Raw genomic sequence first — 26,877 nt, 5'->3', positions numbered from 1 at the left:
GGTCCTCCGGGGCGACCGTCGCCCCCGCTCAGCCGATATCCGGGTGGGCACGCTGTGGAAACGGTGGCACATACCGGTGTGATCGGAATCGGCCGCTGGACCTCGCGGCAATAGCGCGCTTTTGTCGAAGCGTTCCGCAAATCCGCTGCCGGAGACGGATGGTGTCACAGTCCCGCGTCGATCGGTCCGCGCTCGACGAACTCGAAGGTGTCATCGGCACCGAGAAGCTCGCGCGCCTGCTCGATCGCTTCGCCACCAGCCTCGCCACGGCGTTCGACGGCGCGGACCAGGGCGAGGCCGACTACGCCCGGGAAGCCCATACCCTGGTCTCGATGTCGGGGATGCTCGGCTGCTCGGACTTGTCCCAGGCTTGCCGCACCTTCGAACAGGCCGCGAAGCTCGGCGGCGGCGACCTCGCGGGGCAACTCGCACATCTCCGAAGCCTGCGCGACGAGACCATCGCGGCCCTGCGCGATCTGCGCGAAGCAACCCCCGCGGACCGCTGACCGTCAGCCGGCCGTCACGGCGGCCAGCGGCGCCTCGAAGGTCAGCACCGCGCCGGTCGGCGGGTAGCTCAACCGCGCCGTCCCCCCCGAAGCTGTGGGCCAGGCTGCGGGCGATCAGCCGCGTCCCGAACCCTGTCCGGGTCGGCGGTTCGACCAGCGGGCCGCCGACCTCCTCCCAGCGGAACCGCAGGGTGGCGCCGTCACCCGAGCCTGCGATGTCCCAGGCGATCAGCACCTGCCCGGTGGGCACCGAGAGCGCGCCGTACTTGGCGGCGTTGGTGCCGAGTTCGTGCAACATCAGCGCCAGCACCATGCCGTGGCGCGGGCCCAGGGTGAGGTCGTCGCCCTCGACCCGGAACCGGCCGGCGACGCCGTCGCCGTGCAGGGACACCGCCCCCTCGACCAGGCCGACCAGGGAGGCCGCCGCGAAGGAGCCTTGCAGCAACACGTCGTGGGCCTGGGCCAACGCCAGCAGCCGCGCGGCCAGAGCTTCCCCGGCCGCCTCCAGCGAGCCGGCGTTGCGCAGGGTCTGCGCCGCCACCGCCTGGACCATGGCCAGGGTGTTCTTCATTCGATGGGACAGCTCCTGCATCAGCAGGGTCTGGCGCGCCTCGGTGAGCTTCAGCTCTGTGATGTCCCGGGACGCGGCCAGGATCCGCTCGGGATGGCCGCGCTGGCCGCCCACGGGCGTGACCGCGATGTCCCACCACGTCACGGAACGGCTGGCCTCCAGCTTGGCCTGGAAGCGGCTCGCGCCGCCGAGGCGCGCCTTGTCCAGGGCCACTGCCACGGCCTCGCGGTCTTCCTCGCGGGTCCAGATATCGATCCAGGGACGACCGATCGTGTCCGCTGGGGTCCGGACACACAGGCAGGCCGGGCCGTTCTCGCCCGCGGTGATCACGCGCCCGTCGCGGTCGAGCACCTCGAGGACATCCGCGGCGGCCTGGAGCATCCCGGGGGCGGTCAGCTCACCGGCCCAAGACGGTGCCGACCACGCGGCGGCATCCTCCAGGGCGTGGTGGTGCAGCGATTGGCCCCCAGAGGCGTGGCGCGGCTCACGGCCGAGGCGACCGGCCTCGACGCGGCTCGCGGCCTCGATGATGCGGCCGAGGCGCCGGCTGCGCTGCCGTTCCGAATCCGCCTGGCCGGTGGCCTGCATCAGCAGGGCCCTCAGGCGGATGTTCTCCGCTTCGAGCGCGACCAGGCGTCGATCCGACCCGTCCGCGCGCGCCAGCATGAGGCCCGCATCCATCGCTCGCCCCCCATCTCAGCGTCCACCCCCGCGGCGCGCGCGCCATGGGGGACCCACCGAAGACGAGGTGCGGCGACGCGATGTCGAGGCCCGGAGGCGCCGGCGGATCGAACCGCTTCTGGTGGCGCACCCCGCTCGCAACCTCGCGAATCGAAGGGTTCTCGACGCTAGCACGAGATTCCGGATAATCAAACGAACTGTGTATTCGGCGTGGTCCGACAACTAGTTTCGCCGCCCACTAAGGCGGCGAAACCGATCACTTGTTCCGCATCAGCAGAACCAGCCAGCCGATGCCGAGGATGAAGATGACGAGGCCGATCGAGACGAAGACCGGCGTGCCGAGGTCGATCAGCCGAGGCGCCAACTGGGTGGCGAAGGCCGCCACCACCAACGCGACCGCGACCCGGGCGGCGGCCCGCTCGATGCCACGGGTGACCTTGTCCAGGCCCTTGATCTCGATCTCGACGGTGACGCGGCCCTGCTTCAGACGCACCAGCATCAGGTGGATCAGGGTCGGCAGCTCCGAGGCCGCGCCATAAAGGCCGACACCCAGGGCCTCGGCCTTCTGCTTGAGGGCGCCCAGCGAGAACTGCGTCTGCATGCTCGCCTTGACGGTCGGTCCGGCCGCCGCGAACAGGTCGAAATCCGGATCGAGGTGGCGCATCACGCCGTCGGCGGTGACCAGCCCCTTGAACAGGATCGCCAGGTCGGTGGGCATGGCGAGGTCGTTCTCGCGGGCCATGTTCATGAAGTCGGTGAGCACCAGCCCGAGGTTCAGCGGGATCGAGGAGTGGCTCTCGACGAAGGACGTGGCCGAGACCTGAAGCTTCGTGAGGTCCGGATTGCTGGTGCCGGTCCAGTCGAGCAGCACGGCCATCAGGCCGTCCGCGTCCTGCTTGAGCATCGCGCCGATCAGCACCAGCAGCTGCGAGCGCCGCCGCTGCGACAGCCGGCCGATGATGCCGAAATCGATGAAGCCGATCTTGTTGCCCGGCATCGCCAGCATGTTGCCGGGGTGCGGATCGGCGTGGAACACGCCCTCGATCAGCGCCATCTGCAGGAAGGCGTCGGTGCCCTTCTGGGCGAGCAGTTTCTTATCGAGCCCGGCCGCGCGGAGCGCCGCATCGTCGTTGGGCGGGATGCCGTGGATGAAGTCCTGGACCAGCACCCGCTCGGAGCAATACTCCCAGTGGATCTTCGGGAAGACGATGTCGTCGCGGTCCTCGAAAATCTGCGCCAGCAGCTCGCAATTGCGCGCCTCGTTGAGCAGGTCGAGCTCGCCGTTCAGGCCGTCGGCGAGGTGGCGCATCTGCTCCCGCGGCTGGTAGCGGGCCATGTCCGGCCACTCGTTCTCGACGATCCGGGCGCCGTGGGCCATCAGGCGCAGGTCCGCCTCGATGATCTTGCGCAGGTTCGGACGCAGCACCTTGACGATCACGTCCTCGCCCGTGTGCAGGCGCGCCCGGTAGACCTGCGCGATCGACGCGGAGGCGATCGGGTTGGTGTCGAACTCGGCGAACACCTCGTTGGGCGGGGCGCCGATATCCTGCTCGAGCTGCGGGCCGATCTGCTCCCACGACACCGGCACGACCTGGCTGTGGAGCTTCTGCAGCTCCTCGGTCCAGGTCGGCGACAGCAGGTCCGGGCGGCTCGCCAGCACCTGCCCGAACTTGATGAAGGTCGGGCCGAGCGCCTCGATCGCCCGGCGCAGGCGCTCGGGCTCGGACAGCCGGGTGACGTCGACCCGCGGCCGGCGGCGCGGCAGCAGCGGCAGGTAGCGCAGGCCGAGGCGGTCCACGACGCGCGTGACGCCGAAGCCGATCAGGATCGACGCGATCTCCGACAGCCTCTGACGGTCGCGGGCGGCAACGAAGGCTGTCTTCAGCATGAAGGGGGCGATCCGGTCGGACACGATTGGGCGTCCGGACAGCACGAGCATAAGGACTTTTTTGCGGTCGCGAGGCCCGGGCGCCTCCTGAAGGCGACAATAGAACCGCCTCTGGAAACATCCCACGGGCGTCAGCCCCGGGTAACGTCAAACGGCCGGTGATCGACCGCACGTCCGTTGGAGCGGACCCCGAGGGCCGACTTTAGATCAGGGCGCGCTCCCAATCCTGCCGGCCATGAAGCACGTGAACGATCCGGATTGCTGCGCCGTCCTCGATATCGGCGATCATTAGCGCCGCGTGCGTTGAAGCCGCATGGGCGGCTTCAACGCACGCCGCTCCCGGGCCATACGGGGATCGGCGGCCAGCATCCGGAACGTGTCGAACAGGCCGTTCCGATCGCGCTCGGCTTGGGTCAAGCCGAGACGGAGTGCGTCGGTCGCGCCCGCCGTCAGGTCCGGGGCGCCGCGGCCGGGATGGGCGCGACACCGGGCGACCGGCGGGCGTCGCCGAAGCGGGCGTTGACTACCAGCAGCGTCACCACCACGGCGGAGAGGGCGAGCGCGGCCAGGAAGTACAGGCCGGCCTCGAAGCTGCCGGTGGTCTCGCGGATCCATCCGACCATCGACGGGGCGACGAAGCCGCCCAGATTGCCGATGCAGTTGATCAGCGCGATTCCGCCCGCCGCCGCGCTGCCGCTCAGGAACACCGACGGGAGCGCCCAGAACGGCGCCTTGGCCCCGTAAAGCCCGGCGGCGGCGAGCGCCATGAACGCCACCGCCCAGAGCGAGCCGGTGGCGAAGCCGGCGAGCGCCAGCCCAGTCGCGGTAAGTCCGAGGGCTGTGGCGAGCGTCACCCGGCGGTCGTCGTACCGGTCCGAGATCCAGCCGACGGTGAGGCCGCCGACGACGCCGAAGATATAGGGAACGGCGGTCATCAGGCCGGTCTGCATGTCGGACAGGCCGGTGCTCTTGAGGATTTGCGGCAGGAAGAACGCCAGGCCGAGATTGGCGCCGGTGTTGGCGAAGTAGATGAAGGACAGCGCAATCAGCCGCGGATCCGAGAGGGCCGTGCGCAGGCTGGTCCCGTGGGTGCCGGCGACACTGCTCTGCTCGGAATCGATCAGAGTCTGCAGGGCCGTGCGGTCGGCCGGCGCGAGCCAATGCGCGTCCTTGGGCCGGTCCGGGATCAGGGCCAGGAACACGAAGCCGAACAGGGTGGTGGGAATGCCCTCCAACAGGAACAACCACTGCCAGCCCTTGAGGCCCAGGGTGCCGTCGAGCTGCATGATCGTGGTGGAGAGCGGCGCGCCGATCGCGAGCGAGACGGGGATTCCCACCGCGAAGGCACCGAAGATGCGGGCGCGATACGCCTTCGGGAACCAGTAGGTGAGATAGAGGATCACCCCCGGGTAGAACCCGGCCTCGGCCGCGCCGAGCAGGAAGCGCAGGACCAGGAAGCTGGTCGAGCCCTGTACGAACATCATCGCGGCCGAGAGCAGGCCCCAGGTGATCATGATCCGGGCGATCCAGCGCCGGGCGCCGACCTTCTCGAGGATCAGGTTGCTCGGTACCTCGAAGATGAAATAGCCGATGAAGAAGATCCCGGCACCCAACCCGAACACCGCCGGCCCGATGCCGAGATCGGCGTTCATCCGCAGGGCCGCGAAGCCGACGTTGATCCGGTCGATATAGGCCATGACGTAGCCGATGAAGAGTAGCGGCATCAGCCTGAAGAACACCTGCCGGACGATCCGGTCCTGTTCGCTGGCGATCATGGTTTCCTCGTTTTTGTGCTATTTTGTATTTGCATCGTCATCGCGAGGGTTGGCGAAGCGACCCGGTGCAGCGCGCGATCTTCGAACGATGCTCGTCCCTGGTCTGCTTGACTGCGCCCGCGATGACGCTGGGCTCGTTTCGAGCCTTCTCAGAATGCCGGCTCGAGGCCGCTGGCGCGGTAGGCGTCGGCGGCCTCCGGCGTGGTCAGCCCGGCCAGGAAGCGCAGGGCGCTGGCGCGGTCGGTGGCGCCGCGCAGGAGCGCGGCCGAGAAGGTCGTGACCTCCTGAACAGGCTCCGGGAACGGCCCGACCACCTCGATGCCCGGCACGACCATCAGTTCGCTGATCTGCTGGACCGCGATGTCGGCCTCGCCCGAAACGAGCTTTTCCGCCGTGAAACCCTGGGGGATGATCGTCGCCCGGGCGTTCACCGCCTCGGCGAGTCCGAGCCGCGGCAGCAGGCCAGCGAAGTAGATGCCGCTGGCACCGGTGCGCGAATAGGCGACGGAGCGCGCCTCCAGCAGTGTCCGCTTCAGCGCGTCGACACCGCCGATATCCGGATGCGCCGCCCCGGCCTTCACGGCGATGCCGTAGCGGGAGCGCACGGCATCGACCCGGGTGTCGGGCTCGACCTGTCCTGCGGCGATCAGCCGGTCCATCGCGTCGGACAGCACGAACACCGCGTCGGCGGTCTCGCCCGCCTCCAGCGCCTTCATGATCACCGCTGTCGGCGCCCAGTCGATCGCCGCCCGGCCGCCCGCCGCCTCGAAGGCGGGGACGACATGAGCGTCGAAGGCGCCTCGCACCACCAGGGCGCATTTCAGCCGGGTCGTTTCCTGGTCGTCCGCCATGCCGGCTCCGGTCGTCTCGAGGTCTGTCATCACCGGGCCGGCGGCGCGGCGCGGGAATAATCGAGGGCGGTGAAGCCGCCGCCCTGGTAGCGCTCGATCACAGGGTCGCCGCTGATCTTGCCCTCCAGGGCCGGGGCGTAGGAATCGGCACTGTCCTGAGGCGCCCAGCCGATGGTGTCGCGCCCGTCCCGGCGCCACCACGTCATGCGGCTGTTGTTCGAGGCGCCCCAGATCACCACCGATCCTTTCGGTCCGAGGGTCGGAGCCAGGGTGGCGCGGGTGATCAGCCGGGTCAGGTCGGCGTAGGACAGCCAGGTCGCGAGCATCCGCGCGTCGGTCGGCTCCGGGAAGCAGGAGCCGATGCGCAGGAAGACGCTCTCGACCCCGTGCTTGTCCCGGTACAGGCCGCCCATCATCTCGCCGTAGGCTTTCGACAGGCCGTAATAGCCGTCCGGCGCCAACGCGCAGTCGTCGTCCAGCACCTCGGTTCGCTCATGGAACCCGATCGTGTGGTTGGAGGAGGCGAACACCATGCGGGCGCGCTCCCGCCGGGCCGCCTCGTACGCGTGGTTGAGCCCGCGGATGTTCGGGCCGATCACCGTCTCGAACGGGTGCTCCACCGAGATCCCGCCGAAATGCAGGATCGTGCCGCAGCCCTCCGCCAGGCGCAGGATCGCCGGGCCGTCCTCCAGGTCGGCAACCTGGAAGCGCGCGCCCTCCGGCAGCGGATCGGGAAACGGCACCCGGTCTGTCAGGCGCAGCGTCCAGCCCTGCGCGCCGAGCGCCTTCGTCAGCACCCGGCCAAGCGCACCGGAGGCGCCGGTGAGGAGGATGGGCTTTTCGGGGATCGTGTCGGTGGGGGCGCTCATCGGTTCGCTCCGGGATCAGGCGGTTTTCACCGCGTTGAGAGGCGAGGCCGCCTGCGGGTCGTGCGGGCGCTTCACGAAGACCGCCATCGCGACGACGCCGGCCGCGGCAATCACGGCGGCGATCACGAAGGCGCTGGCGTAGCCGCCGAGATACTGCACCGCGAATCCCGTGGCGGTCGGCCCGATGATGCCCGAGATGTTGCTCAGCAGGTGGACGAATCCGCTCACGCCGCCGACCCGCGCCTCCGGCACCAGTTCGTGGATCGTCGCCCAGCACGATTGCACCGAACTCGTCAGCATCAGCACCGCCAGCGCGATCAGCGCGACCGCCGTCGGGGCGTTCGGTGCGGCGTTGACGGTGATCAGCGCGATGCCCGCGATGGCGAGCGGCACGATCGTGGTGATCTTCCGCGCCGCCAGCTTGTCGTCCATGCGCTTGTACAGGAGGTCGGCGACGATGCCGCCGCCGACATAGCCCACGAACCCGCAGGCCCAGGGGATCGAGGCTACGAACGCCATCTGCTGCACCGGCATGTGCAGGGCGTCGGTGAGGTAGCTCGGGAGCCACGAGAGGAAGATGTAGAGGGTGTAGTTCACCGCGAACATGCCGAGACCCAGCGACAGGGTGCTCGGCAGGAACAGGTAGCCGCGCAGCGACCGCTCGTGGTCGGAGGCGGCGAGATGCGACACGGCCCGGCTGCGCTCGACCAGTTCGATCTCCTCCGCGGAGACCCGGGGGTTGTCCCGGGGCCGGTCGGTCATGAAGATCCGCCACGCCACCACCCAGAGCAGGCCGACGGCGCCGATGGCGACGAACGCCACCCGCCAGCCGTACTGGATCGCCAGCAGACCGACGACGGGCGCCGCGATGGCACTGCCGACGGTCTGGCCCGAGAAGGTGACCCCGATGGTGCGCGCCGTTTCCTCTCGGGGAAACCACGTGGTGATGGTGCGGTTCGTGGTCGAGTTCATCGGCCCCTCGGCGAAACCGAACAGCGCGCGGACCACGAACATCTGGGCGAACCCGGTCACCGCGCCAGTGAGCATGCACAGGACCGACCAGGAGGTCGCCGCCCAGGTGTAGACGCTGCGCGGGCCGTAGCGGTCGGCGAGCTGGCCGCCCACGAAGGCGAACAGGGCGTAGCCGAAGAAGAAGGTGCTGAAGATCACCCCCAGCTCGGAGGGCGACAGGTTGAGGTCCTGCTTGACGAAGGGCGCGGCCACGCCAAGCGCGGCGCGGTCCATGTAGTTGATGATCCCGGCGATAAACAGCAGAGCTGCGATCAGGAACCTGTAGCGTTTGGAAAACATCGGGCTTCCTCCGGATTGTCCATTTTTTGTTTTGTATTTTTTACAAGAACGCGATCGTGCAGGGGCTCGAACTCTGGCGTGAGCCCGTCTGGGTGAGATCCCCGGATCCGGGGTCGATGGTGAATTCGGCCAGGCTGTCGCCCTGCTCGTTGGCGACCAGGAGGCGGACCCCGTCCGGCGCCAGCGTCATGAAGCGCGGGTCCCGGCCGCCGGATGGCGTCCAGCCGGCCGGTTCGAGGTGGGAGTCGGCCACGCGGAAGCGCGCGATCCCGTCCTGGCCACGGTTCGAGGCGTAGACGAAGCGCCCGTCGGGCGTGACCACGATCGCCGCCGCCGTGCTCGCTCCGAAGAAATCCGGCGGCAGCGTCGGGACGCAATGGAGCGGCGTGAGCGTCCCGGACGGCGCATCCCACCGGCAGGTGGCGACGGTGGAATCCAGTTCGTTGACCAGGAAGGCGAGGGCCCCGCCGGGATGGAACGCGATGTGGCGCGATCCGGCGCCTGGGCGCAGCACGGCTTCGGAGGCGATCTCCAGGCGGTCGCCGCCGATCCTGAGGATGAAGACCCGGTCGAGACCCTTGTCGGGCACCAGAACGTGGCGCCCGTCCGGCGACAGGACCACGTGGTGCGGGTGAGCGCTGGCCTGCTCGGTCCGGTGCGGGCCGGGCGCGCCGGGCATCGGGAGAACCTGCGCGGCCGGTTCCAGCCCGCCATCGGGCCGCACCGGCATCAGCGCGACCGAGCCGCTGGCGTAGTTCGCGACGATCAGGAACCGCCCGCTCGGGTCGAGCGCTTGGTGGACGCTGTTGGTGCCGCCGGTCTCCGCGCTGCCGAGGCTCCGCAGGGTGCCGTCCGGCGTGACCGTGAAGGCGGTGGCCGCCGCGCCGTCGCCCTGGACCGTGTAGAGCGCACCGCGGGTGGGATCGGTGACCAGGAAGGACGGGTTGTCCAGCCCGTCGACCCGGCCGAGATGGGTCCAATCGTCGAGCCCGGCTCCAACACGGTAGACGTCGATGCCCTGGCCACGCGCCCGGCGCCGCGCGGTGGTGAAGCAGCCGACGAAGGCGAGGCCGAGGGGGGAGCGGGGCGCGTCGTCGGTCATGCCGGTCTCCGGATCAGCTCCGCCGCAGGACGCGGCGCAGGAAGTCCGGGTTCAGCTCGGACAGGCGGTTCACCCCGATCAGCGCCATGTCGCGGTTGAGCTCCTCCTTGAGGATCCGCATGGCGTGCTCGACGCCCGCCGCACCGCCGAGCGCCGCGCCGAACATGAACGGCCGGCCGAGCAGGACGAAATCGGCGCCGAGCGCCAGGGCCTTCATCACGTCGGTGCCGCGGCGGATGCCGCTGTCGACGATGATCTTCAGGTTGCCCTTCCGGGCGGCGATCTCGGGCAGCACGTCCAGGGGTGCGATGGCGTGGTCGAGCTGGCGGCCGCCATGGGTCGACAGGATCACGCCGTCTGCGCCGCAGTCCTTCGCGATTTCAACATCCTCGGGGGCCAGGAGCCCCTTCACGACGAGGTTGCCGGACCACCGCTTGCGGATCGCCTCCAGGTTCTTCCAGGAGAGCTGGTCTCGCGCGATGGTGTTGCGCACCGCGCCCTGCGACATCATCGGGGGGCCGCGCTCGGCCTCGGTGTTCTCGAAATGCGGGGCGCCGTGCTTCAGGAATGTCCGGGCGACGGTGCCCAGCAGCCAGCGCGGATGGGCCGCGCTCTGCCACGCGACCTTGGGCGTGACCTTGATCGGCATCGAGAAGCCGCTGCGGGTGTTGTGCTCGCGGTTGCCCAGCGTCGGGGTGTCGGCCGTCACCACGAAGGTGCGATAGCCAGTGGCCGCGACCCGGTCGAGCAGGCGGTCGATCCGGGTCTGGTCCCCCGGCAGGTAGCCCTGGAACCAGGCCTGCGGGTTCTGGGCGTACACGTCCTCCAGTTTGATCAGCGAGGAGGCGCTGAGGATCATCGGCAGGTTCATCCGCCGGGCCGCCTCGGCGAGAACGATGTCGCCGCGATAGGCGATGAACGCCGCCCCGCCGAGCGGCCCGACCCCGAAGGGGGCCGCGTAGGTGTGGCCGAACAGGTCTGTGACGGTGTCGCGGCCGGAGGTGTCGCGCATCAGCCGCGGCACGAGCGCATAATCAGCGTAGGCACCGCGGCTATGGGCGAGCGCCGCCCCGGTCTCGGCCCCGCCGGCCACGTACTGGAAGATCATGTGCGGCAGCAGCCGTCGGGCCTGGCGCTCGAAATCGTCGAGTGCCAGCAGGTCGCGGAACCGATAGGGCGTGACCGCGTCGCTGCGCTTGAGGCTGGTGACGAGGGCCTGCGGGCCGGCGATGCCGGGGGCCGCGGTATCGGCCTGCCCCACCGTGGAGGCCTCGCGCTCGGGAGCCCCCAGGCCGGAAGCCGGCTGGTCGAACGTCGCCATCCGCTCCTCCCTGGTTTTCAGCGGACCCGGATGTCTGCGGGCCGGCAGTCGATTTGAAAGCGCTTTCAGATAGCCAGCAACGTTCGGGAGTGTCAATATACTGCCGGTCCAGGCAACGCTTAGGCTCGGACGCGTACCGGGGGAGAGTCGAATTTCCGTGTTGGATGGGCCGGGTGAGATCCTCGAACCGCCGTCGCGCAGCCCGGTGGCGCGGGACGTGGCCCATCGCGCCGGGGTCTCGACCGCGACGGTCTCCCGGGTGCTCAACGGCTCGGCCGGGGTCCGGGCCGACAAGCGGGACGCCGTGATGCGCGCCGCGCAGGATCTCGGCTTCGTTGCCAACGGCGCCGCGCGGGCCCTCTCGACCCGCCGGTTCATGGCCGTCGGGGCCGTGGTCCCCAACATCGAGAACGAAGCGTTCGTGCGCGTCCTGTCGAGCTTCCAGGAGCGGCTCCGACAGGCCGACTACACCCTGGTCGCCGCCAATGCCGGCTACGACCTCGAGGACGAGCTGCGCGAGGCGACCTTCCTGCTGGAACGCGGCGTCGACGGGCTGATGCTGGTCGGCGACATCCACCACCCGGATCTCCATGCCCGCATCGCCCGGCATGGCATCCCGATGGTGCAGACCTTCAGCCTGTCGCGGGAGCGTCCCTGCGTCGGCTTCGACAACGCCGCTTCCGCAGCCCGGGCGGCGAACTACCTGATCGATCTGGGCCATCGCCGGATCGGGGTGATCTCCGGCCTGCGCAAGGACAACGACCGCGGCGGCGCCCGCGTCACCGGCATCGCGCAGGCGCTGGCGGCGCGCGGCCTGACGCTCGCCCCCGGGCACGACATCGAGATCTCCTATGGCATCGGGGGCGGCCGCGACGGCTTCCGCCAGATGCTGGCGGGCGGGCGTCCGCCCACCGCGATCATCTGCGGCACCGACCAGATCGCCTTCGGGGCGATGATCGAGGCCCGGGCAAGGGGGCTCGACGTACCCGGAGACCTTTCGGTGATCGGCCACAACGATTCCGATTTCGCACCCTTCCTCGACCCGGCGCTGACCACCATCCGGATCCATTCCGCCGAGATCGGCCACGCTGCCGGGGACCACCTGATCGCCCGGATGCAGGGCCGCCCGATGGTGCGCCTGACCCAGATCGACGCCGAGCTGATCCTGCGCGCCAGCACGGCGCCGCCGCGCAAGCAGAACCTCGATTGAAGCGGATCAGCGATATCTTGCCACCGTTTTGAAATCGCTTACAACACCGTCATCGCCAAACGGACGCCCAACCGCGCCGCATCCCGGGAGACAACATGGCCCCGCGCATCGTCCTCCTGCACGCGACACCGGTCGCGATGGCTCCGATCCAGGCGGCCTTCACGGAGCGCTGGCCCGAGGCCGAGACGGTCAACCTGCTGGATGACGGCCTGTCCCTCGACCGGGCCAAGGAACCCGGCGAGATCTCGGAAGGGATGATCGACCGGTTCGTCCGGTTTGGGCGCTACGGTCACGACATGGGCGCCGACGGCATCCTGATCACCTGCTCGGCCTTCGGACCGGCCATCGACCGGCTGATCGGGTCCGTGCCGGTGCCGGTGCTCAAGCCGAACGAGGCGATGTTCCGGGCGGCGATTGCGCAAGGCGAGCGCATCGGCATGCTGGCGACCTTCGGCCCCTCGATCGGCACCATGACCGATGAGTTCGAGGAATTCGTCGGCCAGGCCGGCCGGCCGGCGAGCCTGCGGACGATCCTGGTGGACGACGCCATGGTGCGCCTGCGCGCCGGCGACGCCGAGACCCACAACCGGCTGATCGCGGCCCGCGCTTCGGAACTGTCCGACTGCGACGCGATCATGCTGGCGCATTTTTCGACCTCCCGGGCGGCCGAGGCCGTGCGCGCGGTGGTCGACGTCCCGGTCCTGACGGCGCCCCACGCGGCGGTGGACCGGATGCGCGCGATGATCGAGACGGCTGGGAGGGCCTGATCCATGAAGCTCGGTACCTTTTCCGACCGCCTCAGTGGCCATTGCGGGTTCCTGTTCACGGAGCGGCCGCTGGCGGAGCGGTTCGCCGCCGCGGCCCGAGCCGGGTTCCGGGCGGTGGAGCACCCCAACCTGTTCGCGACCCCGGCCCGGGACGTTGCGGCCTGGCTCGATCGGGCCGGCGTGCCGCTGGTTCAGACCGGCTTTCCGGCCGGCGACGCCTCCAAGGGGGAGAAGGGCTTCGCGGCCCTGCCGGACAAGGTCGCGTATTTCCGCTCCACCATCGAGCCGACCCTGGACTATGTCGCGCAGCTCGGCTGCCGGATGGTTCACCCGATGGCGGGCGTCCGGCCGGCCGGCGCTGAGCCCGCGCGGCTGTGGGACACCTATCTCGACAACCTCGCCTTCGCGGCCGACGCCGCCAAGGCCCGCGGCATGACGGTGATCGTCGAGCCGATCGGCCCGGGCTCCATCGCCGATTACGTGATCGACGACCCGCTCAAGGCCGTGGATGCGATCCGTGCCGTGGGCCGGGACAACGTCAAGCTGCTGTTCGACGCCTATCACTGCGTCTGCCTCGGCCATGACCCGGCGGCGCTGATCCGGGCACACGCACCGCTGATCGCCCATGTCCAGATCGCCGACAATCCCGGCCGGCACGAGCCCGGCACCGGTACCATCGCGTTCGACCCGATCCTCGAAGCGCTGGAAGCCGTTGGCTATGCCGGCTTCATCGGCTGCGAATATCACCCGGCCGCGGGCACAGAGGCGGGCCTCGGCTGGATGCGCGCAGCCTCGGCGTAGGGCCGGTGGCCGTCAGAACCGCGCTGCGACGCCGCCCATGATGGTGCGCGGCTGGCCCGGGGTGGCGTAGCGGTTCTGGAAGGCGCTGTCGTAGTAGATCGCGTCGAACAGGTTGTCGACGTTGAGGTAGACCCGGACATCCGGCGTGATCTGATAATACGATATCAAGTTCACCACCGTGTAGGCGGGCATCGTGAACGTCGACACGGCCGTCCCGGCGACGCGCTGGCCGACCACGTTGAGCCCGCCCCCGAAGCCGAGCCCCTTCAGGGCGCCGCCCTGGACCTCGTAGACCGCCTGCATGGCAAAGCTGTTGGCAGGAATGTTGGCCAGTCGGGTCCCGACCGGGATCGTGTTGTCCCGCGCCACCGCCGCATCGACATAGGTGTAGGTGCCGATCACGCGCAGGCCCGGCGCCAGCTCGCCTGCCAGGGTGAGATCGAAGCCGCGGCTCTGCACCACGCCGGCGGCGACGTTGAAGGCGGAATCGACCGGGTCCGTGGTCGGGACGTTGGTGCGCCGGATGTCGAACACGGCCGCGGTGGCGTTGAGCCGCCCTTCGAGCAGGCCGACCTTCACGCCGGCCTCGTAGCCCTCGCCGCCGTCGAAGGCGAGGGGCTGGCCGCGCCGGTCGAAGCCGGTGCTGGGCTTGAACGAGCGCGCGTAGTTTCCGTAGACCGCAACCGCGTCGGACAGATCGTAGACCAAGCCGAAGCGCGGCAGCGCCTCCGTGCCGCGCAGGTTCGTCGTGCGGTTATTGAGATAGGACGTCGAGTCCTGTCCGACATCCTCGACCCGGACCCCCACCAGGGCGTGCAGCTGAGGGGTGACGTCGATCTGGTCCTGGACGTAGCCCGCGTAGCTCTCCGTGTGCTGCAGGAAGTTGGTGATGGTGGGCAGGCTGCGCGGCAGCGCCTGGCCATAGCGCGGCGCCAGCAGGTCGAGCAGGAACGGATAGGTCGCGGCGTTCGAGCGGTCGAAGATCTCCCGGTAGCGGTAGCGGTCGTATTCGAGGCCGAGCAGCAGCGTGTGGTGCAGGAAGCCAGTGTCGAACTTGCCCGCCAAGTTGACCTGCACATCGGTGTCGGACCACGTCAGGTCGCGCCGTTCCAGGTTCCGGCGCAGGTTGCGGCCGTCCGGCAGGAAGCCGTTGGCGGCCGCGCCGACGCCCCAGCTCTTCAGGGACCCGCCGAGCACCTGCGCGCCGGCCGTGAGCACCCAGTCCTGGTCGAACCGGTGCTCGATCCGCAGCTGGCCCAGGGCGTCCTGGACCACGCTCTGCGGCAGGCCAGGCTCGCCGAGGAAGCGGGAGCGCGGGACGTTGCGCAGTCGGCCCTGGAGGGGGACAATGCCGCGATCGAAGGTCGTGCCGGTGCTGACGAAGGCGCCTTCCAGGGTGATCGTCGTGTCCGCGCTGGGCTTCCAGGCAAGGACGGGGGCGACGTGGTAGCGGTCGCCGCTCACGAAATCGCGAAAACTGCCGTTGTCCTCCACCGCGCCGGTGATGCGGGCGAGCACCTGGCCGTTTTCGTCGAGCGCCCCGGTGGCGTCGAAGGTGCTGCGCTTGGCGCCGTAGCTGCCGTACTGCGTGCCGATCGCCAGCGATCGCTCAGCCAAGGGCTGCTTGGTGACGATGTTGAAGGTGCCGCCGGGATCGCCGCGTCCGTACAGGAAGGCCGACGGACCCTTGAGCACTTCGATCCGCTCGATCGCGACGACGTCCGGCGCGTTCGGGTAGCCCCGACTGATCGGGAATCCGTTGCGATAATAGTCGAACACGGAGAAGCCGCGGATCGTGACTTCGGTCAGGCCGAGGCCGCCGAAACTGTTGGCGCGGCCGACGCCGGCCAGGTCGAGGGCGGTGTCGATCCGCGTGGCGGCCGCGTCCTCCAGCACCTGCCGGGTTACCGGCACGACCGTCTGCGGGACGTCGCGCAGGGGCGTATCGGTGCGGGTGGCGCTGATCGTGGTCGCGGGGGCGTAGCCCTCCGGGGCCCGGGACGGACCGCCCTGACCGGTGACCGAGAGTTCTTCGAGCTGGACCTCGTGATTCGCCTCGAATGCAGGTTCTGCCTGAGCCCGATCCGAGCTCATCACAGCAGAGTAGCCGATGATGAGCGCCGACGCAGCGAACTTTGCGCCCCGACAAGAAGTAATCGGTCCGGATTGTTTGAAGGTTTTCGCCACGTTCTCAAGCCAAGCTGCGTTCAGGCTGCCGGTATGGTTTCTGTGAACCAAAACGGTCAAGCTTGATCGCGGGCCTGTGCCCGGCGTAAAACTTGGAATGACTTTGAACTAGCTGTGGGATATCTTACGAGCGCTCAAAACTGCCCGCAGGCAGGGCCGGCGCGTTGCTGTCGCGCAACATCGCGGGCGGGCGGTTCGCGCGTGGCTTCGACGCCGCGGTCTGGCTACGGAGCCCCGAACAGCCGCGCCCGACGCTCCAGCACGGCCGGCCAGACTTCCGGGTTCACCAGGCGGGGCGGGGTCTCACCGCGCAGAAGGCCGATGATCTGCTCGGCGCCCCAGGAGGCCACGTTCCGGCGCGCCTCGTGGGTGACGCCGGCGGTGTGGTAGGTCGCCACCACGGTGTCGAGCTGCAGCAGGCCGGAATCACGGGGCGGGGGCTCCGGTGCCCACACGTCGAGGCCGGCCCCCGCGAGATGGCCGGCCGTGAGGGCATCGGCCAAAGCCGCCTCGTCGTGAACGCCGCCCCGGGCCGTGGTGATGAACAGCGCGCCGGACTTCATGGCCGCGAAGGTCGTGGCGTCGAAGCTGCCCCGGGTCGTGTCGTCGAGCGGGCAATGCAGGGACACGATGTCGGACTCGGCGAGCAGCCGCGCGCGATCCACCGGCTCTGCGCCGCGCGCTCGGATCTCGTCGGCCGCGAGCAGCGGGTCGTAGGCCAGGACCCGCATGTCGAACCCGCGGGCGAGCTTTGCGACCTCCCGGCCGGTATGGCCGATGCCGACGAGCCCGAGGGTCGCGCCGCCGATCTCGTGGCCCATCAGCGATTCCCGCGAGAAGCCCCGTTCCGTCCGCAGCAGCCGGTCCGAGACGCAGATCTTGCGCGAGACGGCGAGCATCAGGCCGATGGCAAGTTCCGCCACCGAGCGGGCATTGCCGCCGACCTGGTTGACCACGGCGACGCCCGCCCGGGTACAGGCGGCCGCGTCCACCGTGTCGAAGCCCGCCCCGCCGGACGACACCGCCAGCAGGTTCGGGCAGCCGGCCAGAAGGCCGTCGGTGACGTGCCAGCGGCGGGGCAGCTCGTCCCGTGCCGGGGAGACGTGGAAGACATGCGCCTGCGCCAGCAGGGCCTCGAGCGTTTCCGCCGGGCCCTGCAGGTCGCCGACCTGGAGGTCGATATCGGGCTCGGCCCTCAGCCGCGCATCGAAGACCGGGTTGATCCAGAGATTGAACCGGCAGACGCGCTTGAGGGCCGCCATCGGGTCAGCCCTTCACAACGGCGTCGATCGCATCGACCACGTGGTCGATGTTGTGGGTGTTGACCGCCGCCACGCAGATCCGGCCCGTCTCCAGGGCATAGACCTCGTGCTCGGTGCGCAGGCGGGTCGCCTCCTCGGGGCTCAGCCCGGTGTAGGAGAACATGCCCTTCTGCGTCTTGATCGCGTCGAAACCGCGCTCGGGGTGGCGCTGCTGCAGGCTGTCGGCCATGCGCACCCGCATGGAACGGATCCGCTCACGCATCTCGGCCAGCTCCCGCTCCCAGTCGGCGCGCAGCTCCGGATCGGTCAGCACCATCTCGACGATGGCCGCGCCGTGGGTCACAGGGTTCGAGTAGCTCGCCCGCACAAGCCGCTTGGCCAGGGACTCGACCTTGGTCTTCAAAGCCGGGGTCTCGGCGACGATCGTCAGCGCGCCGACGCGCTCGCCGTAGAGCGAGAACGACTTCGAGAACGACGAGGCGACGAAGAACTCCTGGCCCGACTCGGCGAACAGGCGCACCGGTGCGGCGTCCGGATCGAGGCCGTCGCCGAAGCCCTGGTAAGCGATGTCGAGGAACGGGATCAGGCCGCGCTCCGCGAGCAAGGGTGCGAGGTCGCGCCACTCGTCGGGTGTCAGGTCGGCGCCGGTCGGGTTGTGGCAGCAGGCGTGCAGCACCACGATCGAGCCCTTGGGCAGCGTCTCGAGGTAGGCGCGCATCGCCGGGTAGTCGACGCCGCCGGTCTCGGCCGAGAAATACGGGTAGTCGACGACGGTGAAGCCGGCCTGCGTGAACAGCGCCTTGTGGTTTTCCCAGCTCGGGTTGCTCACCGCCACGGTGGCGCCGGGATTGAGCAGCGCGAGCACGTCGGCGCCGGTCTTGAGGGCGCCGGTGCCGCCGATGCTCTGGAGCGTCGCGGTGCGGTTCTGCGTCAGGATCGGGGCGCCCGCACCGAACAGCAGGGCCTGGACCGCGTCGCGGAACGGCTTGGTCCCCTCGATCGGCCGGTAGGTCTTCGGCAGACCCTTCTCGATCCAGCGCTTCTCGGCGGTCTGCACGGCGCGCAGGCGCGGCACCTTGCCCTCGGCATCCGTGTAGACCCCGACCACAAGGTTAAGCTTTTTCGTGCTCGTGTCGGCGTTGAAAGCCTCGAACAGGCGCATGATCGGGTCGAGCGGCGCGTCCTGGATGCCGGCGAACAGCGAGGTCATGATCGTCAATCGTCCCAGAGGGTCTTCGATGCGGCGCGAGCGGGCGGATCTGTCCGAAGTCGCGGGTCGGCCGACGCCCTTATTTCCCACATCGCGCCTGCCCGCCAGCGCTTCCGCGCGCAGCTGCATCCCGATCCGCTCAAGGATGAATGGATTTTGAAACCGCAGGCCGCGAACGCGTTTGGGTTCGCCTCCTCTGTCCGCGAAAGCCCGTGGCCAGCTTGTCGGACCGGTGCGCGGGCCCTGCGATGCACGCTTCCCGCCCGGCGCGACTGCCCATAACGTGTGGCGATGAAGCAGATCCTCGCCCCGATCGTCGCCGTTCTCCTGGCCGCGGCACCGGCCGCCGCTCAGGCCCCGGTGCGGATCGGCCTGTCGGCGCCGCTCACCGGGCCGGATGCCGCCTTCGGCCAGGGGCTGCGGCAGGGCGCCGAGCAGGCCGTCGCCGACCTGAACCGCGCCGGCGGCGGCCGGCCGAAATTCGCCCTGGTGCCGGCCGACGATGCCGGCGATCCCAGGCAAGCCCTCGCCGCCGCGAAGAAATTCGCTGCCGACGGCGTGCGCTTCGTGGTCGGGCCGCTCGAATCCGGGGCGGTCGCGGCGGCGGCCCCGGTCTACGAGGAGGCCGGCGCCGTGATGGTCGCGCCCGGCGCCACCTATACGCCCCTGACCGGCCGCGGGTTGTGGAACCTGTTCCGGCTCGGCCCGAGCGACGCGCAGCAGGGCCGGGCGGCGGGGAGCTATCTCGCCAAGGCGTTCGCCGGCCGGCGGGTCTCCATCGTCAACGATCGCTCGACCTACGGGCGCGGCCTCGCCGAGGCGGTGGCGGCGCGCCTGAAGGAGGCCGGCACCCCGGAGGTGCTGTTCGACGGCTTTCCCCGCGGCACCCGCGACCTCTCCGATCTGGTCGGACGGCTGAAGGCGGCCCGGGTCGAGGCGGTGTATTTCGGGGGGCTCGCCCCGGAGGCCGCCACCCTGGTCCGCGCCCTGCGCGAGGCGTCCATCGGTGCTTCGCTGGTCGCGGGCGACGGCATCCTCGATCCCGCGTTCGCGGCTGTCGCCGGTGCGGCCGGGGAGGGGACCGTGATGACCCTGCCGCCCGATTCCCCGCGCCTGCCCGAGCCGAAGGGCGGCAAGGCGCCGGCGCGCAGCTCCGAGGCCGACAGCGTCGCGGCGTCGGGCTACGCGGCGGTGGAGGTGCTGGCGCAAGGCTTGGAGCGCGCCCGTGCGGCGGACCCGAAGGCCGGACGCGTTCCGGACGGCCGCAAGGTCGCCGAGGCCCTGCACGGCACCCAGCCGGCGCGCACGATCCTCGGGCCGGTCGGCTTCGACGAACGCGGCGACCGGATCACCGGACCGGTCACCCTGCGGGTCTGGCGGCGGACACCGGACGGGCGCCTGGACTACGCCGGCAACGACGTCTCCGGTCCGTGAGGGCGGGCCACTCGGGAGCGCGATCCGGGGACGTGCCGGACGCGGCATTCCGGAGATGCCCTCCGGTTTTTTCGAAAAGATGAGGCCAAATCAGCGTTTGCGCGCATCATCCGGGGCTCGATATCCAGTCCGAAGCGCACGGCGTGACTTGCCGCGGGATCGTACGACGACTAAATGCGGGCAGCGTCGCTGAGCAGGCGCGGACCGTCCGTCGGATCGGATCCGCGCCCTGTGGCGTTTCCCGAGCTTGATGACAGCCGTAGAAGTTTTGCCGGAACGCCTGCTGCCGGACGGTCCGACTGGAGAAGGTGCATGGCGAAAGAAGAATTGATGCAGTTCGACGGTCTCGTGATCGAGATCTTGCCGGACGCGCGCTACCGCGTACAGCTCGACCAGGGCCACGAGATCGTCGCCTACACGGCCGGCAAGATGAAGAAGAACCGCATCAAGACGCTGGCGGGTGATCGGGTCACGGTCGAGATGTCGCCCTACGACCTCGAGAAGGGCCGCCTCGTGTTTCGTCATAAGGACGAGCGCTCCGCGGGTCCGCGTCCGCAGGTGCGGGGCGGTCAGTTCCGCCGCCGCTGATGGCTGAGCGCGCGACCCGGGGTTCCTCGGTCGCGCCGGCCTATCTGCTCCTCACGCTCACGGCGCTGCTCTGGGCCGGGAATGCGGTCAGCAGCCGCTGGGCCCCCGGCCACGTCTCGCCTCAGGTGATCACGACGCTGCGCTGGGCGGTGGCCTGCACGGCGCTCGCGCCGTTCGCGGCCCGCAGGCTCGTCGCGGAATGGGCGCTCCTGCGGCCCCACTGGCTGCGCATCCTGCTGATGGGCGGCCTCGGCTACACAGCCTTCAATTGCCTGTTCTACGCCGCCGGCGTCCATACCGGCGCGGTCAACCTGGCGCTGTTCCAGGGGGCGATCCCGGTCCTGGTGATCCTGCTCAACCGCGTGGCCTACCGGGTGCCGGTCACCGCCGGCCAGATGATCGGCGTGTTCCTGACGCTGATCGGCGCCGGCATCGCCGCGACCCACGGTGACTGGTCGGTCCTGACGCGCCTCGATTTCAACCGGGGCGATGTCCTCGTGTTCGGCGCCTGCCTGCTCTACGCGGGCTACACGATCTTCCTGCCGACGCGTCCGAAGGTTACGGCGCTGGCGTTCTTCGCCGCCATGGCGATCGCCGCCTTCGTGACCTCGCTGCCGCCCCTCGCCGTCGAGTGGGCTACGGGGCACGCGGTCTGGCCCGGGCTGGCGGGCTGGGCGATGGTCGCCTTCGTTGGCCTGGGCCCATCGCTGATGGCGCAGCTGTTCTTTATGCGCGGGGTCGAGCTGATCGGCCCGAACCGGGCCGGCCTGTTCGTTAACCTCGTGCCGATCTTCGGCGCGGGTCTCGCCGTCCTGCTGGTCGGCGAGCCGTTCGGGGCGACTCAAGCCGTCGCCCTGGCCCTGGTGCTCGGGGGGATCGCCTGTGCCGAGCGCCTGAAGCCGGCGCCGGCCGCAGGGGCGACCCCCGAAGCCGCCTATTCGCAGACGCGGACGCGCCGGATGTAGACGTCGCCGTAGGGGTCGATCGTGCGGCGGCGCTCGAAGTGGCAGACCGGACCGTAATCCTCTTCCACGTAGACAGGCGGCGGGGCGCGGTAGACCGGCCGGCCCGGATAGTAGCCATTGTTGGCCGACGACGCGATGGCGCCGCCGACTGCGAGGCCGTCGAGCACGCCGAGGGCCGCCGCGCCGCCGGCGCCGATCCCGTCACGGGCCTGGGCGGCCGGCGAGAGGGTGGCGAGGCTCCCGACGATGAGGCTCGTCGCGAGAAGGTACTTCATGACATTCCCCCTGATGGGTGCGATTCGGTCAGGCGTAGGCTGACTACCACACCTCAGCTTTGGGGCGTTTGTTCGGCCGCACATCACGACTTGACGTGGGGTGTTCCGACGCACCAAACCCGGATCGGACGCATCAAAACAACAACCGCGAGCGGAGGCCGGCATGGTGACACGGGGCTTCGTCGGGCGCAGGCAGCCGCCCGAGACGGGCGCGCGCATCCCGCCCGGCCAATATCTCACCGAGGATTTCCCGATCCTGCAGATCGGCCCCAACCCGACCGTGGATCCGGCCACCTGGCGGTTCACGCTGCGCGAGGGCTCGCGGCCGATCAAGACGTGGAGCTGGGAGGACTTCGAGGCTCTGCCCCGTACCACCTGGCAGGGGGACATTCACTGCGTCACCAAGTGGTCGAAGTTCGACACCGCCTGGGAGGGCGTGAGCTTCGACGACCTGCTGGCCGATGCCGGCATCGCGGCGCCGACCGGGTATCTCCTGGCGGAATCCTACGACGACTACACCACCAACGTGCCGGTGGCCGACCTCGTGAACGGCCAAGCCATGGTGGCGACGCGCTATGCCGGCCAGCCGATCCACCCAGATCACGGCGGCCCGGCACGGCTGCTCGTGCCGCACCTCTATTTCTGGAAGAGCGCCAAGTGGGTGAAGGGCCTTCGCTTCACCCAGACCGACACCGCCGGCTTCTGGGAGCTGCGCGGCTATCACATGTACGGGGATCCCTGGCGTGAGGAGCGCTACACCGGTGACTGAGCCGATCGTCTTCCGCTGGCACCAGGCCGAGATCACCGCGATCGCGCCCGTCACCCCGCAGGTGAAGAGCTTTCGGCTGCGCTGTGACATCGCTCAGGCCTACCGGGCCGGCCAGCACGTCGATGTCCGCCTGACCGCCGAGGACGGCTACCAGGCCCAGCGCAGCTACTCGATCGCCTCGGCGCCCGACGGCAGCGGCACCCTCGAGCTGATGGTCGAGGCGCTGCCTGACGGCGAGGTCTCGGGCTGGTTCTCGGAGGCCGCCGAAGTCGGCGACCGGGTCGAGTTGCGCGGGCCGATCGGCGGCTCGTTCTCCTGGGACGGTCCGGACGGCGGCCCGCTGCTGCTGGGGGCCGGCGGATCCGGCGTGGTGCCACTGCTGGCGATGCTGCGCCGGCGTGCGCTAGTCGCTCCGCAGATCCCGGCGGCCCTGATCTACTCTGCCCACACCCGCGCGGGGGCGATCGCGTTGCCCGAGCTGGAGCGCCTTGCCGGCGACGGAACCGGATTCTCCCTGCACATCACCACCACCCGGGATGCCGGTGGCCGGCGGATCGACGCCGCCCTCGTGGCCGGCGCCCTGACGCGGCTCGGACGACCCGAAAAGGTGTTCCTCTGCGGTTCGAACCGATTCGTCGGCGCGGCCTCCGACTTGATCCTGGCGGCGGGCGTCCCTGCGGGCGTGATCCGGACCGAGCGGTTCGGGAGCTGATCAGGGGCTGAAGATCAGGACGAGGTAGACGAAGAACACAACGAGGTGCACGGCGCCCTCCAGGACCGTCGTTCGCAGGCCCGAGAAAGTCTGCGTGCTCAGGATCAGCGTGACCGCCAGCAGCGTCCTCTCGGTCGGCTTGAGGCCGAGCACCACGGTCTGGCCGGTCAGCAGGCCGATCGTCAGGATCGCCGGCACCGTGAGGCCGACCGTCGAGGTCGCCGCGCCCAGGCACAGGTTGATCGCTCGCTGCAACTCGTTGCGCGCGATGGCCTTCAGCGCCGAGATCGCCTCCGGGGTGAACACGATGGCGGCGATCAGCACGCCGCCGAGCGCGGAGGGCGCACCGAGCGCCGCGATGCCGTGGTCGAGGATCACCGCGAGACTTTTGGCCAGCAGCACGATCGGAACGACGTTGGCGAGCAGCAGGACGACGTGCTTCGCCATCGCGCCGCGCGAGGTCGAGCCCGAGGTGGACCCGCTGTCCGCCTCCTCTTCCGCATCCTGGAAGAAATCGCTGTGCCGGCTGGTCTGGATCAGCAGGAACACCCCGTAGAGCGCCAGCGTGAACACCGAGAAGGTCACGGCCTGCAGGGTGGTTAGGGTGCCGTCGGCGGTCGAGCTGGTGAAGTTCGGGATGATCAGCGCGACAGTCGTCAGCGGGATGATCACCGACAGGAAGGCCGATGCTCCCTGCAGGTTGTAGCTCTGCTGGTGGTGGCGCAGGCCGCCCATCAGCAGCCCGAGGCCGACCACGCCGTTCAGCACGATCATCAGCACGGCGAACATCGTGTCGCGACCGAGCGTCGGCGCATCCTTGGCCGAGAGCATCACGGCGGAGATCAGCGCCACCTCGATGATCACGATCGACAGCGTCAGCACCAGGGTGCCGAGCGGCTCGCCGAGGCGATGCGCCAGCTCCTCGGCCTCGTGCACCACCCCGAAGGCCGCCCAGACGATGACCGCGAGCAGCCAGGCGAACAGGCCGCCCGCGAACCAGGGCTGCGACAGGTCCCCGAGCCAGGCCTTCCCGAACCACGCGAAGGCGAGAACCGTCGCCCACGCCACAGCCAGCCGCAGGGCTCCCGTCATGATCTTGGTGGTCCCCGGCCGGATCGTTTTGGTGGTGTCGCGCAAGGTGTTAGACTACCTCATAGGCGATTCCTGTGACGTGACCAGCGGTGGCGTCGAGATAGGGGAACGCGATGCGCATGTCCGTGACAGATGCCAACGCGCAGCTCACGGAACTCGTCCGCCGCGCCGACTCCGGCGACGCGGTGATCCTGACCCGCCATGGCCGGCCAGTCGTCCGCATGGTGGCCGTGGAGCCGAAGCCAGATCGGACGGTGCGCCGGGCGCTCATCGATGCGATTCAGGTCGCCGCTTCCGCCAAGCTCACCCCTGGCCCGCGCGCCGCCCGCAGCCAGGATTGCCTCTACGACCCGGACGGCCTGCCCGGATGATCGCGAATGACACCTCCGCGCTCATGGCGATCCTCCAGAACGAGCCGGAGGCGGAGCGTTGCATCGCCCTCATCGAGCGCGAGGACAGGCTCGTGATGTCGGCGGCGACGGTCGCCGAAGCGTTGATCGTGTCGGAGCGCCGGAACGTCGGCGACGAGATGGGCCGCCTGATCGACGGGCTCGCCATCGAGATTGTGTCGGTCACCGCAGCCTCGGCCGGACGCGTCGCGGCATGCTATCGGCGCTGGGGCAAGGGCCTGCATCCGCCCGGTCTGATCTTCGGAGATTACTTCGCCTACGATGTCGCCAAGGAACACGGCTGCCCACCGCTGTATGTCGGTGCGGATTTCAGCCGGACCGACATCACCGCACCGGTCTGCTGACGCGCAACCGGCCCATGCCGTGGTGGGAGTGGTCATCGGGCCCCGTAGGCGCTACCTTGTCGAGACCCGAATAAAGTCCGGTGCCTGATTCCTCCGCCGCGCGATGGCGCGCTGCCGGGCGCGGCGCGGCCGTTGAGAGTTTCCGAAACTTGCCCTTCCCGACCCTGCCCGCCCCCCTCGCGCGGGCCCTGTCCGAGCGCGGCTACGCCGATCCCACCCCGGTCCAGGCCGCGGTGCTGGAAGCGGCGGCCGGCGCCCGCGACCTCCTCGTCTCCGCCCAGACCGGCTCCGGCAAGACCGTGGCCTACGGTCTCGCCATGGCCGACATGCTCTTCGGCCGAGGGGCGGATGAGGAGGCCGGCGCGTCCGAGATGCTGCCGCCCGCGGGCGCGCCGCTCGCCCTGGTGATCGCCCCGACGCGCGAATTGGCGCTCCAGGTCCAGCGCGAGCTGCTTTGGCTCTACGCCCCGGCCGGCGGTCGCGTCACCGCCTGCGTCGGCGGCATGGATCCCCGCCGTGAGGCCCGGATGATGGCCGACGGCACCCATATCGTGGTCGGCACCCCGGGCCGGCTGCGCGACCACCTCGAGCGCCGCAACCTCGACCCGACCAACCTGCGCGCCGTCGTGCTCGACGAGGCCGACGAGATGCTCGACCTCGGCTTCCGCGAGGATATCGAGTTCATCCTCTCGGCCACCCCGCCGGAGCGCGCGACCTACCTGTTCTCCGCGACCCTGCCGAAAGCGATCGAGGCCCTGGCCGAGCGCTACCAGCGCAATGCCCTGCGGCTGGCGATCAAGGGCGAGAGCAAGGGCCACGCCGACATCGCCTACCGGGCGGTGCGGATCATGCCGCGCGAGACCGAGCACGTGGTGCTCAACCTCCTGCGCGAGGCGGACGCGCCGACCGCGATCGTGTTCTGCAACACCCGCAACGCGGTGCGCCATCTCCAGGCGAGCCTCACCGAGCGCGGCTTCTCGGTGGTCGCGCTCTCGGGCGAACTCGGCCAGGGCGAGCGCAACGCCGCCCTCCAGGCCCTGCGCGACGGCCGCGCCCGGGTCTGCGTCGCCACCGACGTGGCGGCCCGCGGTATCGATCTGCCGTCGCTGAGTTTGGTGATCCACGCCGACCTGCCGCATGACGCCGAGGTGCTGCAGCACCGCAGCGGGCGCACCGGCCGGGCCGGGCGCAAGGGCACCTCGGTGCTGCTGATCCCGAACTCCCGCCGCCGCCGCGCCGAGCAGATGTTCGCCACCGCCAAGGTCAGCCCGGAATGGTCGGGGCCGCCCTCGGCCGACGACATTCGCAAGCTCGACGGCGAGCGCATGCTTTCCGACCCGCTCTTCTCCGAGCCGCCGGCCGAGGAGGATGTCGCGCTCGCCGGCGCCCTGCTCGCCGGCAAGACGCCGGAGGAACTCGCCGCCCTGCTGGCGCGGGTCTACCGCACCCGCCTGCCGGCGCCCGAAGAGGTCGGCGATCCCGGCGAGGGCCGTGCGCCGCGCGGCGTCAGCGAGCGCCCGCCCTACGACCCGATGAACCCCGAGCAGATCGCCGCCCTGGGTCCGGCGGTGTGGTTCCGGCTCAATCTCGGCCGGCGCGACAACGCCGACCCGCGCAGGCTGCTTCCGATGCTGACCCGCCGCGGCGGTATTGGCCGCCAGGAGATCGGCGCGATCCGGATCTTCGACCGGGAGACCAAGTTCGAGATCCGCGGCAACGCCGCCGCGCGCTTCGCGGAGGCGTTCGCCCGCAACGGCTCGCCGGAGATTCAGGTCGAGGCCTTGGCTGGGGATGCCGGCCCGGCCGAGCGCAAAACCAGCCCGAGTGGCCCAAAGGGGTTTGCCAGCCCGCGCGCCGGCAAGCACCAGCGCCAGGCCGAGCGGTCCGGTCCCCGGCCCGATCACAAGCCGGGCCGGAACACCGGCCGGAGCTGATCCGGTCGAAAACCTGAACGGGGGCGACGCTGCGCCCCCGGA

24 protein-coding genes and 1 pseudogene are annotated in these 26,877 nt (G+C 69.8%); 12 read left to right on the top strand and 13 right to left on the bottom strand.

Going from position 1 to position 26,877, the window contains the following annotated elements; all coding sequences use genetic code 11:
* The first annotated feature begins 158 nt into the window (after nt 1-158).
* Nucleotides 159-506: an Hpt domain-containing protein gene (locus FV242_RS01175; RefSeq protein WP_246691979.1), complete on the top strand. Its 348-nt coding sequence runs from the start codon at nt 159-161 to the stop codon at nt 504-506.
* Between the two features lie 397 nt (nt 507-903).
* Here FV242_RS01175 and FV242_RS35305 read toward each other — a convergent pair.
* From FV242_RS35305 to FV242_RS01135, 8 genes and pseudogenes are all read right to left on the bottom strand, one after another.
* Nucleotides 904-1,458: pseudogene (locus FV242_RS35305) on the bottom strand (HWE histidine kinase domain-containing protein); the annotation flags it as partial.
* 556 nt (nt 1,459-2,014) lie between these two features.
* The gene (locus tag FV242_RS01165) at nt 2,015-3,646 is read right to left on the bottom strand and encodes an AarF/ABC1/UbiB kinase family protein (RefSeq protein ID WP_147908740.1); all 1,632 of its coding nucleotides are present in this window, start codon (nt 3,644-3,646) and stop codon (nt 2,015-2,017) included.
* A 449-nt stretch (nt 3,647-4,095) separates the two neighbouring features.
* A complete protein-coding gene (locus tag FV242_RS01160; RefSeq protein WP_147908738.1) occupies nt 4,096-5,421 on the bottom strand; it encodes an MFS transporter in 1,326 nt (441 codons plus the stop codon).
* Nucleotides 5,422-5,570: 149 nt separating this feature from the next.
* On the bottom strand, nt 5,571-6,272 hold the full coding sequence (locus FV242_RS01155) for a substrate-binding domain-containing protein (RefSeq protein WP_147937627.1): 702 nt from the start codon (nt 6,270-6,272) through the stop codon (nt 5,571-5,573).
* 29 nt (nt 6,273-6,301) lie between these two features.
* Nucleotides 6,302-7,141 carry an NAD(P)-dependent oxidoreductase gene (locus FV242_RS01150; protein ID WP_147937626.1) on the bottom strand — a complete coding sequence of 280 codons (840 nt, stop codon included), beginning with the start codon at nt 7,139-7,141 and terminating at the stop codon, nt 6,302-6,304.
* Between the two features lie 15 nt (nt 7,142-7,156).
* Nucleotides 7,157-8,452 (bottom strand): MFS transporter, encoded by a 1,296-nt coding sequence (locus tag FV242_RS01145; RefSeq protein ID WP_147937625.1) that lies wholly within the window; start codon nt 8,450-8,452, stop codon nt 7,157-7,159.
* 40 nt (nt 8,453-8,492) lie between these two features.
* Entirely contained in the window at nt 8,493-9,554 is a 1,062-nt protein-coding gene (locus FV242_RS01140; protein WP_147937624.1) for a lactonase family protein, read from the bottom strand.
* 13 nt (nt 9,555-9,567) lie between these two features.
* Complete coding sequence (locus FV242_RS01135) at nt 9,568-10,875, bottom strand: alpha-hydroxy acid oxidase (protein WP_147937623.1); 1,308 nt, start codon at nt 10,873-10,875, stop codon at nt 9,568-9,570.
* A 157-nt stretch (nt 10,876-11,032) separates the two neighbouring features.
* Between FV242_RS01135 and FV242_RS01130 the strand changes: the two genes are divergently transcribed.
* From FV242_RS01130 to FV242_RS01120, 3 genes are all read left to right on the top strand, one after another.
* Nucleotides 11,033-12,085: a LacI family DNA-binding transcriptional regulator gene (locus tag FV242_RS01130; protein WP_147937622.1), complete on the top strand. Its 1,053-nt coding sequence runs from the start codon at nt 11,033-11,035 to the stop codon at nt 12,083-12,085.
* 95 nt (nt 12,086-12,180) lie between these two features.
* Entirely contained in the window at nt 12,181-12,852 is a 672-nt protein-coding gene (locus FV242_RS01125; protein WP_147937621.1) for an aspartate/glutamate racemase family protein, read from the top strand.
* Nucleotides 12,853-12,855: 3 nt separating this feature from the next.
* Nucleotides 12,856-13,653: a hydroxypyruvate isomerase family protein gene (locus tag FV242_RS01120; protein ID WP_147908730.1), complete on the top strand. Its 798-nt coding sequence runs from the start codon at nt 12,856-12,858 to the stop codon at nt 13,651-13,653.
* 12 nt (nt 13,654-13,665) lie between these two features.
* Here the strand turns inward: FV242_RS01120 and FV242_RS01115 are convergent, their stop codons facing one another.
* From FV242_RS01115 to FV242_RS01105, 3 genes are all read right to left on the bottom strand, one after another.
* Nucleotides 13,666-15,747, bottom strand: coding sequence for a TonB-dependent siderophore receptor (locus tag FV242_RS01115; protein ID WP_246692556.1), 2,082 nt, complete (start codon nt 15,745-15,747; stop codon nt 13,666-13,668).
* A 317-nt stretch (nt 15,748-16,064) separates the two neighbouring features.
* Nucleotides 16,065-17,102, bottom strand: a complete 1,038-nt coding sequence (locus FV242_RS01110; protein ID WP_147908729.1) for a hydroxyacid dehydrogenase — start codon at nt 17,100-17,102, stop codon at nt 16,065-16,067.
* 4 nt (nt 17,103-17,106) lie between these two features.
* Nucleotides 17,107-18,312, bottom strand: a complete 1,206-nt coding sequence (locus tag FV242_RS01105) for an amino acid aminotransferase (RefSeq protein ID WP_147937620.1) — start codon at nt 18,310-18,312, stop codon at nt 17,107-17,109.
* A gap of 291 nt (nt 18,313-18,603) precedes the next feature.
* Between FV242_RS01105 and FV242_RS01100 the strand changes: the two genes are divergently transcribed.
* From FV242_RS01100 to FV242_RS01090, 3 genes are all read left to right on the top strand, one after another.
* The gene (locus FV242_RS01100) at nt 18,604-19,746 is read left to right on the top strand and encodes a branched-chain amino acid ABC transporter substrate-binding protein (RefSeq protein WP_147937619.1); all 1,143 of its coding nucleotides are present in this window, start codon (nt 18,604-18,606) and stop codon (nt 19,744-19,746) included.
* A 312-nt stretch (nt 19,747-20,058) separates the two neighbouring features.
* A complete protein-coding gene (infA, locus tag FV242_RS01095; protein ID WP_007561169.1) occupies nt 20,059-20,334 on the top strand; it encodes a translation initiation factor IF-1 in 276 nt (91 codons plus the stop codon).
* Nucleotides 20,334-21,299, top strand: coding sequence for a DMT family transporter (locus tag FV242_RS01090; RefSeq protein WP_147937618.1), 966 nt, complete (start codon nt 20,334-20,336; stop codon nt 21,297-21,299). Before infA ends, FV242_RS01090 begins: the two co-directional genes overlap by 1 nt.
* Here the strand turns inward: FV242_RS01090 and FV242_RS01085 are convergent.
* Nucleotides 21,269-21,574 carry a hypothetical protein gene (locus FV242_RS01085; protein ID WP_147937617.1) on the bottom strand — a complete coding sequence of 102 codons (306 nt, stop codon included), beginning with the start codon at nt 21,572-21,574 and terminating at the stop codon, nt 21,269-21,271. The two genes, FV242_RS01090 and FV242_RS01085, sit on opposite strands and share 31 nt — an antisense overlap.
* A gap of 163 nt (nt 21,575-21,737) precedes the next feature.
* Here FV242_RS01085 and FV242_RS01080 point away from each other — a divergent pair, with 163 nt between their 5' ends.
* Both FV242_RS01080 and FV242_RS01075 read left to right on the top strand, forming a co-directional pair.
* Nucleotides 21,738-22,343, top strand: coding sequence for a sulfite oxidase-like oxidoreductase (locus tag FV242_RS01080; protein WP_147937616.1), 606 nt, complete (start codon nt 21,738-21,740; stop codon nt 22,341-22,343).
* A complete protein-coding gene (locus tag FV242_RS01075) occupies nt 22,336-23,055 on the top strand; it encodes an FAD-binding oxidoreductase (RefSeq protein WP_187278302.1) in 720 nt (239 codons plus the stop codon). The genes FV242_RS01080 and FV242_RS01075 overlap by 8 nt, the downstream gene beginning before the upstream one ends.
* Here FV242_RS01075 and FV242_RS01070 read toward each other — a convergent pair whose 3' ends face one another.
* On the bottom strand, nt 23,056-24,147 hold the full coding sequence (locus FV242_RS01070; protein ID WP_147937615.1) for a calcium:proton antiporter: 1,092 nt from the start codon (nt 24,145-24,147) through the stop codon (nt 23,056-23,058).
* A 113-nt stretch (nt 24,148-24,260) separates the two neighbouring features.
* On the opposite strand from FV242_RS01070, the gene FV242_RS01065 reads away from it, so the two are divergent.
* The 3 genes from FV242_RS01065 (at nt 24,261) to FV242_RS01055 (ending at nt 26,835) form a co-directional block, all read left to right on the top strand.
* Entirely contained in the window at nt 24,261-24,518 is a 258-nt protein-coding gene (locus FV242_RS01065; protein ID WP_147937614.1) for a type II toxin-antitoxin system Phd/YefM family antitoxin, read from the top strand.
* Nucleotides 24,515-24,901, top strand: coding sequence for a type II toxin-antitoxin system VapC family toxin (locus FV242_RS01060; RefSeq protein ID WP_147937613.1), 387 nt, complete (start codon nt 24,515-24,517; stop codon nt 24,899-24,901). Before FV242_RS01065 ends, FV242_RS01060 begins: the two co-directional genes overlap by 4 nt.
* A 149-nt stretch (nt 24,902-25,050) precedes the next feature.
* Nucleotides 25,051-26,835, top strand: coding sequence for a DEAD/DEAH box helicase (locus FV242_RS01055; protein ID WP_147937612.1), 1,785 nt, complete (start codon nt 25,051-25,053; stop codon nt 26,833-26,835).
* The last annotated feature ends 42 nt before the right edge of the window (nt 26,836-26,877 follow it).

It is taken from the genome of Methylobacterium sp. WL64 (genome assembly GCF_008039945.1).
In the GTDB taxonomy this organism is placed as follows: Bacteria; Pseudomonadota; Alphaproteobacteria; order Rhizobiales; family Beijerinckiaceae; genus Methylobacterium.
Note: the sequence above shows the minus strand (reverse complement) of the source record. Positions and strands in the feature narration are given on the sequence as shown.